The following is a 10,193-nucleotide window of genomic DNA, read 5'->3' as shown; positions in this document are numbered from 1 at the left end:
CTTAGCTTTACTTCTTTTAGCAGGTCAGCAACCAAAGCTTCCTGTTTAGCCTGATCTTCAAACTGACGGCGCAACACCTTTTCCGCTATTTCCAGTGAAAGGTTGGCTACCTGGCTTTTCACTTCGTAAAGAGCCGCAGCCTTTTGGCTGTCAATTTCCTGCTTAGCTTTCTCAATCATCTTTGCTCCTTCAGCCTGAGCACTTGTTCTTGCTTCAGCAACAATTTTATCCTTAAGTTCTTTCGCTTCCTTCAGGATCTGATCACGCTCTGCCCGTGCTTCTTTCAACAGCGCTTCATTCTGGCTCGTCAGACGCGCCATCTCTTCTTTTGCTTTTTCTGCTGAAGCAAGCGCATTTTCTATAGACTGCTCACGCTCATGGATAGAGCTTAAAATCGGCTTCCAGGCAAACTTCGCCAGAACAACCAAAAGCAGGATAAAAGCCAGCGCCGACCAAACTACGAAACCGAGGTGGTGATTAAGTATACCCTCAAATAATTCTCCCATTTTTCTATTTGATTTTTGTCTTTTCGTTCAAAATAAGGGGCCGGAAAAATAACCAATCGTTAATTGTCCGGCCCATTTTCAGACCGAAGTCCTTCCCTTACTGAGGATTGTTACCCAATAAGGCAACTACCACACCGAACAGGGCAACACCTTCTACAAGCGCTGCTGCGATGATCATAGCTGTTTGAATTTTTGAAGCAGCCTCTGGCTGACGTGCAATACCTTCCATTGCCTTACCACCAACCTGACCGATACCAATACCAGCACCGATTACTGCTAAACCTGCACCTAATGCAGCTATTGAACCTACCATAATGATTATTATTTATATAGTTAAAATTGTATTATTAATGATGATGCTCATCCACCGCTGTCCCTATAAACAAAGCTGTAAGCATCGTAAAGATAAATGCCTGCAGAAATGCTACCAGCAATTCCAGAACATCCATAAAAAGAACGAAAGCTACAGAAACCGGGGCAATAGCCAGGGATTTAAAGATGAAGATCAGAGAGATCAAACTCAGAACAATGATATGGCCGGCAGAAATATTCGCATACAAACGAATCATTAACGCAAACGGCTTTGAAATAACACCGATTATTTCAACCGGGATCATGATTGGATAAAGCCAAAGAGGCACATCTGGCAAAAGAATGTGTTTCCAGTAGTATTTATTGCCGCTAAAATTAACCACAAGCAGAACGATAAACGCCAGCAGAAAAGTCATAAATATATTCCCCGTAACGTTTGCTCCTCCCGGGAATATCGGCAGCAGCCCAAGAAGATTATTAATAAAAATAAAGAAGAACAATGTAAGAAGTAACGGCATGTATTTACCATACTTATACCCTATATTAGGAATAGCGATATCATCACGGACAAATAAGATGACCGGCTCAATAAACGACTGGAAACCCCTCGGCGCTTTTCCTTCCCTCTTCTTATAAGCTGAAGAAACGGATGTAAAGACCAGGATCAAAATGATCACAGCTATCCACAATGCCGCAACGTTCTTTGTAACCGAGAAATCATAAACATGAGAAGAAGCGGCCTTGTCTACGTTTCCTGAAGCATCTACAGCAAAGATTTTATCCTCGATCAGCTTATACGTATAGTATTTACCCTGATAAGCCTCTTCTCCGTGATGAAATTCTGATGCCGAAAAACATTCAAGCCCTTTGTCCGTAATAAGAATGATTGGCAAAGGAAGAGAGGTATGCCCCCACAAATGCCAGTAATGAGAATCAGCAATATGCTCCATGATCGCTGAAGTCGGGTCGAATTTCTCTTCACCATGATTACCTTCAGCATGTTCAGCCCCGGGTATCTGGGCATCGCTTTTTAACGTCGACGAAAGAGTGGTATCACCAGCATGATGCTGAGCTTTTATAACTGTAACATTAAGCAGAATAAAAAAAAGAGCGAGAACCGCACTTATCCCTGTTTTTCTTAGTTTTAAAGTATCGCTAAAATCCATTTAATGCGTGATTATTCCGATTTATTTGGGTGGCGCAAGTTAGTTAACAATGCCCATATTTCAAAGGCACTAAAAAAGAAATATATAGAAATAAAATCAATGACGAAGATCACTTTATCCACATTTATTTTAGTGAGATAAATCAATGCAAACGCCATACTCATCAGTAGTTTTACAACGAGCGAACCCAGTATGGTGTACACTGAAAACTCCCCGCCTTTCCTGATCCCGATCCATGAAACGATAAAAGCACTATACGTAAGCACGGCCAGTACGCCGAAAACTACCCAGAATTTTGGTATCAGGATCGTACCGCCTGATACACCATTTAGAACAAAGGCCAGCGTGCCAAGGCAGGCCGCATAGATACTGAAGAAAATAGTAAACCGAAGAGGAGTCAAGGCTGATTTTTTTTAATAGACCGGATAACAAGATATAATGATGCTAAAACACCCGCAAGGCTAAAGAACGCGGTATACAGGGGAGTACTGGTATCCTGAGAAGCGTCAATCTTATACCCGATAAACGCAAAAATGCCTATTACCGCAATCATTTGGAAGCCCATACCGGTATAATAGGCATAGCTGTTCATAGCCCTCTTTCCGCGCTTCAGCTCTTCTTCTTTATCCGTTCCCTTATTTTCAGACATACCGTTCAACTAGCTCGAGCGGCAAAGTTAGAAATTAAAACAAAGAACCTGCTGATTTAAAGGCAAAAGGTTGATTTATCCCGGACACTGCCGTAACTTTATAAGGCAGGTACAACCCTCAGATCCGGGTAACAGGGGTAAGACGAAAGTCCGCAAATAAAAATTTTAACAAAATCGTAAACATTCCGGTAATTTTACGTAGAAGAGAAAACCGGCGGCAGAAGTGCTTTTTTTAAATATACTTTTGCCAGGTAATTTTTAAGTACTGATTACATTTGATCTAATGAAACTCATCTCGTCTTTAAAATATTTTTTTGCCCTCGTAACGCTTTGCATTATTGCAGGAAGTTGTGGAATGCAAAAGGAGACAACCGTTAACAGGGGTTTGCAGAATCTGACCACACGATATAATATCCTTTATAACGCAAAGCTTCTGCTTGAAGAAAACGAGAGGAATGTTGAAGATTCATACTACGACGATTTCAGCCAGATTTTACCGCTCTATAAGGAGGCATCAAACCAGGACGGCTCTCCTTCGCCTTTACTTGATTCTGTCATCCGGAAGGCCTACGTCATAGTAAATGAAAAGAATCAAAGCAATTACATAGACGATGCTTATTTTACCATAGCAAAGGCAAACTATTTAAAAGGCAACTACTACGATGCAGTCGAATTCTTTACATATGTTTTCCGGACCTATCCCAAAGAAACGGACTTAAGACTTTCTTCACTCGCCTGGAAAACCAGGGCACTTCTGCATTTAAATAATACCCAGGAAGCATCCGCTACTATCGATACTGCGTTCAAATATCTCAATACATCTTCCGGGGCTATACCTGAAGTATATGCCGCGTATACTCAGTTACTCATCAATACCGGCCGGGAAGAAAAGGCCGTAGAAAGCCTCATCAAAGCACTGGAGCTGGTGCAGTCGAAAAAATACAAATTAAGATGGACCTATATTCTGGCTCAGCTGCAGGAAAATAACAATCAGCGCCAGGAAGCATTCCTGAATTATACAACAGTAGCGAAAAGTAATGTATCATTTGAGATGGCATTCAATGCAGCACTGAACCGTATAAGAATGAGCGACGAGGAAGGTTCAAAAAGGATCGATCGCGTGGCAGCCTTACGGGCCATGCTTAAAAGCCATAAAAATGAAGACTTTGCCGATCAGATTTATTACAGGATCGGTGATATTTACACGGAACGGCAACAGATAGCAGAAGCAGTCGCAAGCTACCTGAAAGCTACCAAACAGCTATCTGCCAAAAACCCGGTTCACAAAGGTCTGGCGTATCTCAAGTTGGCAGATATCCATTTCAGGAGCGGCAACTACACCAAAGCAAAAGCATATTACGACACAACACTCACTACCCTTCCTCCGGGATTTGCAGGATATGAGCAGATCAAACTGAAAAGTTCTCATCTCGAATTACTTGCTGATCGCTACCGGGTGATCGCAAAAGAAGATACATTACGGACTCTGGCACGTATGACAGACGCAGAAAGACAGGACCGCATCTCACAACTGGTCAGAGAACAGGCTCAAAAAACACTGGAGCCGGGGAATGTAAAAGCGGATATACCTTCAGATACCTTCACTGCAGCAATAGACCGGCCCGGTTCTAATCAGCTGGAAGGAAAGTTTTATTTCAATAATGCAGCAGCGGTTAGTCAGGGATTTTCGGATTTCAAAAGACGCTGGGGCAACAGGCCGGCAACGGACGACTGGAGGCGCGGCCGCAAAACAGCCTCCGATGTAACAGAAAACCCTTCCAGTCAGCCGCTTATAGCAAAATCACAGGACGGTTCTGCTACATCACCGGAAGAACGGATAAAGCAGAATATACTGAAAGATCTTCCGCTGACACCTGATGCATTTAAACGTTCTAATGAAAGAGTGGCGGCAGCATACTATGAAATAGCCGGCTTCTACAGGGAAGAGCTTAAAGATGAGAAAGAAGCACGGAAAACGCTTGAGGAATTACTCGCTAAAGTCCCCGAAAGCACTTATACGCCCGCCGCTTATTATAACCTGTATCTGCTCTACTCTCAGGTCGACAGGCAAAAGTCAGAGGAATACCGTGATAAACTGCTGAAAAATTACGCTGGATCTCAGTACGCGAAAGCGATCCTTAACCCGCGTTATGGATCAGAAGCGAATGCAGCTGAAGAAGCGCTTAACGAAGTGTATACTTCCGTCTATGAGCTGTATACGCATCGAAAATATACAGATGTGATTGACCGGGTTTCCGGCGCGGAAAACTCGTTCGGGAACAACAAGCTTTCTCCTCAGCTCGCTTATCTTAAGGCTCTGGCAATAGGCCATACTCAAAAATTACTCCCTTTTGAAAATCAGCTGATGGCGATAGCCGATACTTTCTCAACAGATGAACTTGTTACTCCTCTTGTACGTCAGCATCTCCGGTATATTACAGAAAACAGGAATGAGTTTTTAAGCCGGCCAACAGCGCTGCTTGATTACGATCCTGACAATAACATATTTATGGAACCCGCTCCGGTTGTTCCCCTGAAGCCCGTTATCGCTCAGAACAAACCTGCAGTACAGCCTGCAAAGCCGTTAGTAACTCCTCCTGTTGAAAAGGCAGCCGTAACTCCTCCTCCGGTAAAAGAAGAGCCGAAACCGGTGATTGCTGCTGCGCCTGAGAAAACTCCGGTTGCCGAGCCAGCTGCCATCCCGGAGAAAACTGTCACTCCTGAGAAAAAGACAGAAGAAGTAACGAAACCCGAAGAGGTAAAGAAGCCGGAAGAAGTGAAAGTGGAAATCCCTGCAGCAGCGGCGGAAAAACCGGCAGAGGTTCTGCCGGAAGTAGCGCCTCCTGTAAAAGAAGCTAAACAGACCTCTGATGTAAAACCACAGGCGCCAAAGCCTGCTGCAAACTTCAGTCTGCCGGAAGCAGGAGAGTACTACTTTGTGGTAAATGTAAATTCGGCAGTTGCCGATCTCAGCCCTTCCAGGTTCGGTATCGGTCAGTTTAACCGCTCAAAGTATTCTGCTTTAAGAATAAAACATCAATTAAAATCTGTAAATAACGAAAATCAACTGATATTTGTAGGTCCGTTCAACAGCCTGACAGCTGCAGTAAACTACGAAAAAAGCATTCTTCCGTTAATAAAAGACATAATGAAGATAGCTTCCGAAAGATATAATACTTTTGTAGTTAGTAAAGATGAACTGGATAAGTTAAATTCGCGTGCACTGATAGATTCGTACGCTGAATTCTTTAAGAACTACAAATAAGTATGCAACGAAAAAAAGCGCAGTTAACAAAAGAAGAAACACGACGTTATACAATAAATTTCTGGAAAATAATCTTAGGATGTATAGCCTTCGGGATCATACTGATCTTCAGTGTCGGACTGGGCCTGTTCGGCAAACTGCCATCCTTCCGGGATTTGGAAAACCCCAAAAGCAACCTGGCCTCTGATGTCATTTCCGACGACGGCGTCGTTCTTGGCTCTTATTTCGTCCAGAACCGGTCGAATGTAAGATACGATCAGATTTCGCCTAATGTCATTAATGCACTGATAGCTACAGAAGATGTAAGGTTTTACAGCCATTCCGGCATTGACTTCAAACGTACATTTACCATAATCTTTTACAACCTGGTGGGCAAAAAGCAGGGAGCCAGTACCATTACACAACAGCTCGCCCTCAACTTGTTCCAGGAAGAGGGACGGGCACACAATGTATTTAAAAGGTTTATTCAAAAGCTTCAGGAATGGATTATTGCCATTAAGCTTGAAAGGAACTATACCAAGGAAGAGATTATTACGATGTATTTAAATACTGTCGATTTTGGATCCTACAACAGCTTTGGTATCAAATCAGCAGCCCAGACATACTTCAACACTACTCCCGACAAATTAAGCCAGGACCAGGCAGCGCTGTTGGTGGGAATGCTGAAAGGCCCTTCTTACTATTCCCCCATAAGAAACCCTGACAGGGCTCTGGCACGGCGAAATACTGTCCTTGACAATATGCACAACGCAGGCTATCTCTCAGACCCCGAAGCAGAGGAAATGAAAGAAAAGCCACTCGGTCTTAATTTCAGACCAATTAACCATAATGATGGGTATGCCGCTTATTTCAGGGCAGTTCTAAAAAAAGACATTCAAAAGATCTTCGAAGAACGGAATATCAGAAAAGCCGATGATACTCCCTATGATCTGGACCGCGATGGACTGAAAATTTACACGACAATTAATTCCCGTATGCAGAAATACGCGGAAGATGCCCAGCGGGAATATATAAAAACCTTACAGGTACAGTTCACTAAGGTCTGGAAAGGAAGGAATCCGTTTAAGGGAGAGGCTGAGATCCTGCTTGAGCAGGGAATGAAACGTTCAGACAGATATAAGGTACTCAGGGAAGAAGGTTTAACGGAAGGCGATATCCTGAAAAACTTCAGCACTCCTGTCAAAATGAGCATATTCAGCTGGCGCGGTGATATTGATACCGTCATGACGCCGATGGACTCCATCAAATATTACAAATTATTGCTGCGGAATGCACTCCTTTCTGTTGAAGCAGGCGAAGGCCCTGGTACCGGATATGTACGGGCCTGGGTAGGCGGAATCAATTTTGAGCATTTTAAATACGACCAGGTAAAGATGGGAGCCAGACAGGTTGGATCGACAGCAAAGCCCTTCACCTATGCCGCCGCTGTTACCAACGGTTATTCCCCATGCTATCAGTTGCCGAATGAACCGGTAACAATTGATGGATGGAGCCCAAGATCAGATCATACTATTCCCGGCTATATTACTCTGAAAAAAGGCCTTGCGCATTCTCAGAACTGGATAACGGCCAGGCTGATGAGCGAACTCGGCCCAACAGCTGTTGCTACTTTAACCAAGAAGCTTGGCGTTCCGAATGTTCCTGCATATCCTTCCATTTGCCTGGGTACCTTCGATGCCACTCTTTACGATATGGTAGGAGCATATTCTGTCTTTGTAAATCATGGTGTATGGAACGAACCTGTTTACCTGTTACGCGTTGAAGATAAAAATGGAAACGTGCTGTATGAACCCAAACCTAAAGTTGTGGTTGCTCTGGATGAACAGACTGCCTATGTCATGACTGATATGCTGAAGGGTGTAGTCAATCAGGGCACAGGGGTACGTCTGCGCTATAAATACAAGTTGACCAATCCAATAGGCGGTAAGACAGGTACAACTCAACGCAACTCAGACGGCTGGTTCATTGGAATCACGCCTCAGTTGGTCACGGGAGTCTGGACCGGAGCGGAAGACAGGGCTATTCACTTTCTTTCAACCAACCAGGGAGAGGGCGCTAATTCAGCTCTTCCTGTATTTGCGTTATACATGAAAAAAGTATACGCCGATCCGGCTCTGAAATATACAAAAGGAGACTTCCCTCCTCCCCCGGGCGGAGCAACAATTACTATAAATTGTGATGCGTATGGAGCAAAACCGGCCACTGCTGATTCTGCAGCTGCTGGTAGCTCGCCTCAGCCAGCGCCAGCAAAGCCGGTTCAATAGTACCGGATCTTTGCTTAAAAGAAAGGATGCCCGGAAATGGCCGGGTAGAATTAAAGTGTCGTTGTTTATAAACAGGAGTGCTGATGGATTTCAACTACAGGGAGGCATTAAAAAAAATCCCGGCTAAACCGGGTGTTTATCAATTCTGGGATGCCGCCGGAGAACTAATCTATATCGGGAAGGCTAAGAGCCTCAAAAACAGGGTAAGCTCTTACTTCAATAAAGACAGCTATCGGATTAATGCAAAAACCAGGGTACTGGTAAGCAAAATAGCTGATATCACGTTCACTATCGTAGATACCGAAATCGATGCCTGGCTGCTTGAAAACAGCCTTATAAAGAAACACCAGCCCAGATATAACATCATGCTCAAAGATGATAAGACCTATCCATGGATTGTCATCAAAAATGAGCCGTTCCCGCGGATTTACTGGACCCGCCGCATTGTAAAAGACGGCTCCAAATATCTTGGCCCCTATGCATCTGTAAGTATGATGCACACCATACTCGACCTCGTAAAGGAAATTTATCCACTGCGTACATGCAATCTGCCCCTCATCAAACAAAATATAGCAGCCGGCAAGTTTAAAGTATGCCTTGAATACCAGATCGGCAACTGCAAAGGCCCCTGCCAGGCTTACCAGTCAGAAGACGACTATAATCAGAATATAGAGAACATCAAGGATATCCTCAACGGAAAAACCGGGAGTGTCATCAGAAACGTAAAGGCAGAACTCGACGCCGCTGTTGCCGGTCTCAACTTTGAGCAGGCGCATAGGTTGAAGCATCAGCTTGACTTGCTCGAACGTTACCAAAGCAAATCAACCATCGTTAATTCATCTATTTCCGACGTTGACGTATTCAGTATCGCCTCCGATGAAAAACACGCCTTTGTAAACTTCCTTAAGGTCATGAACGGAACGGTCATCCAGACCCAAACCCTTGAGATGAAGAAACGGCTTGACGAAACAGATGAAGAATTGCTTAGCTTTGCGATCTCCGAGTTCCGGACACGGTTCAGCAGCAGTTCAAAAGAGATCATCGTGCCTTTTGAGTTGGAAATAGAGGATCCCGGTATACGTTTTACTGTGCCTAAACTGGGAGAAAAGAAGAAATTGCTGGAACTATCCCAGAAGAACGTAAGCTTCTTCAAACGGGAAAGGATTGAACAATACGAAAAGCTTAACCCGGAAGTAAGAACAGAACGCTTGTTAACCCAGATGATGAAAGATCTGAGGTTAAATCAGCTGCCCAGACATATCGAATGTTTTGATAATTCCAACTTCCAGGGAAAATACCCGGTATCTGCCATCGTCGTATTCAAAGACGCTAAGCCCTCAAAAAAAGATTACAGGCATTTCAATGTCAAAACAGTTGAAGGCCCCAACGACTTTGCAACTATGGAGGAAGCTGTTTACCGCAGGTACCGGAGAATGTTGGAAGAAAACACCCCCCTTCCCCAGCTGGTGATCATCGATGGAGGTAAAGGGCAGCTGTCTTCTGCCCTGAAAAGTCTTAAGCTCCTGGGAATAGACAACAAGTTAACAGTGATCGGCATAGCCAAGAAGCTTGAGGAGCTCTTCTATCCCGGAGACCAGTACCCTCTATATCTAGACAAAAAATCAGAAACACTAAAGATCATACAACAGCTCCGTGACGAAGCCCACAGGTTCGGTATCACCTTTCACCGCCAGAAACGAAACAAGGCCACACTTGCAACCGAACTGAGCAATATCCCTGGCATAGGGAAGACGACCGCAGAAAGGCTTCTCCAGCACTTTAAATCAGTGAAGAAGATCAGGGAGGCTACCGCCGATGAGCTTCGTCAGATACTAAATACCAAACAAACCGGCGCACTCCTCCAGTACTTCAAAGGAAGCACTAAGAACGATAGCAGCGGAATGTAAAACAATCAATCACATCCCCTTTAAAAGAAAAAATCCGGAGAACCTCAATTCCCCGGATATACTTATTTAAGTAATAGTCTTTAAATTCTCACCTGTACCTCCATGGGGCTTCAGGCAACTCCTC

General features: G+C 44.1%; 8 protein-coding genes. 3 read left to right on the top strand and 5 right to left on the bottom strand.

Annotated elements, in window-relative coordinates:
- From DDR33_RS20350 to DDR33_RS20330, 5 genes are all read right to left on the bottom strand, one after another.
- A partial coding sequence (locus DDR33_RS20350; RefSeq protein ID WP_109417712.1) for a F0F1 ATP synthase subunit B occupies positions 1 to 506 on the bottom strand: 506 nt, incomplete at its 3' end.
- A gap of 97 nt (positions 507 to 603) precedes the next feature.
- The gene (atpE, locus tag DDR33_RS20345; protein WP_109417643.1) at positions 604 to 819 is read right to left on the bottom strand and encodes an ATP synthase F0 subunit C; all 216 of its coding nucleotides are present in this window, start codon (positions 817 to 819) and stop codon (positions 604 to 606) included.
- Positions 820 to 853: 34 nt separating this feature from the next.
- A complete protein-coding gene (gene atpB / locus DDR33_RS20340; protein WP_109417642.1) occupies positions 854 to 1,984 on the bottom strand; it encodes a F0F1 ATP synthase subunit A in 1,131 nt (376 codons plus the stop codon).
- A gap of 11 nt (positions 1,985 to 1,995) precedes the next feature.
- Complete coding sequence (locus tag DDR33_RS20335; protein ID WP_109417641.1) at positions 1,996 to 2,385, bottom strand: hypothetical protein; 390 nt, start codon at positions 2,383 to 2,385, stop codon at positions 1,996 to 1,998.
- Positions 2,382 to 2,633: an AtpZ/AtpI family protein gene (locus DDR33_RS20330; protein ID WP_109417640.1), complete on the bottom strand. Its 252-nt coding sequence runs from the start codon at positions 2,631 to 2,633 to the stop codon at positions 2,382 to 2,384. Before DDR33_RS20330 ends, DDR33_RS20335 begins: the two co-directional genes overlap by 4 nt.
- 283 nt (positions 2,634 to 2,916) lie before the next feature.
- On the opposite strand from DDR33_RS20330, the gene porW reads away from it, so the two are divergent.
- The 3 genes from porW (at position 2,917) to uvrC (ending at position 10,069) form a co-directional block, all read left to right on the top strand.
- A complete protein-coding gene (porW, locus tag DDR33_RS20325; protein ID WP_109417639.1) occupies positions 2,917 to 5,898 on the top strand; it encodes a type IX secretion system periplasmic lipoprotein PorW/SprE in 2,982 nt (993 codons plus the stop codon).
- A 2-nt stretch (positions 5,899 to 5,900) separates the two neighbouring features.
- Positions 5,901 to 8,162 carry a penicillin-binding protein 1A gene (locus tag DDR33_RS20320; RefSeq protein WP_109417638.1) on the top strand — a complete coding sequence of 754 codons (2,262 nt, stop codon included), beginning with the start codon at positions 5,901 to 5,903 and terminating at the stop codon, positions 8,160 to 8,162.
- An 83-nt stretch (positions 8,163 to 8,245) separates the two neighbouring features.
- The gene (uvrC, locus tag DDR33_RS20315) at positions 8,246 to 10,069 is read left to right on the top strand and encodes an excinuclease ABC subunit UvrC (protein ID WP_202913802.1); all 1,824 of its coding nucleotides are present in this window, start codon (positions 8,246 to 8,248) and stop codon (positions 10,067 to 10,069) included.
- Positions 10,070 to 10,193 lie beyond the last annotated feature (124 nt).

The sequence above is a fragment of the Pararcticibacter amylolyticus genome, assembly GCF_003130405.1.
Taxonomy (GTDB): domain Bacteria; phylum Bacteroidota; class Bacteroidia; order Sphingobacteriales; family Sphingobacteriaceae; genus Arcticibacter; species Arcticibacter amylolyticus.
Note: the sequence above shows the minus strand (reverse complement) of the source record. Positions and strands in the feature narration are given on the sequence as shown.

What these genes read in the sequence shown, in the direction of transcription:
- atpE (WP_109417643.1), bottom strand. Translation starts at nt 819, where the DNA reads ATGGTAGGTTCAATAGCTGCATTAGGTGCAGGTTTAGCAGTAATCGGT.
- atpB (WP_109417642.1), bottom strand. Translation starts at nt 1,984, where the DNA reads ATGGATTTTAGCGATACTTTAAAACTAAGAAAAACAGGGATAAGTGCG.
- DDR33_RS20330 (WP_109417640.1), bottom strand. Translation starts at nt 2,633, where the DNA reads ATGTCTGAAAATAAGGGAACGGATAAAGAAGAAGAGCTGAAGCGCGGA.
- porW (WP_109417639.1), top strand. Translation starts at nt 2,917, where the DNA reads ATGAAACTCATCTCGTCTTTAAAATATTTTTTTGCCCTCGTAACGCTT.
- DDR33_RS20320 (WP_109417638.1), top strand. Translation starts at nt 5,901, where the DNA reads ATGCAACGAAAAAAAGCGCAGTTAACAAAAGAAGAAACACGACGTTAT.
- uvrC (WP_202913802.1), top strand. Translation starts at nt 8,246, where the DNA reads ATGGATTTCAACTACAGGGAGGCATTAAAAAAAATCCCGGCTAAACCG.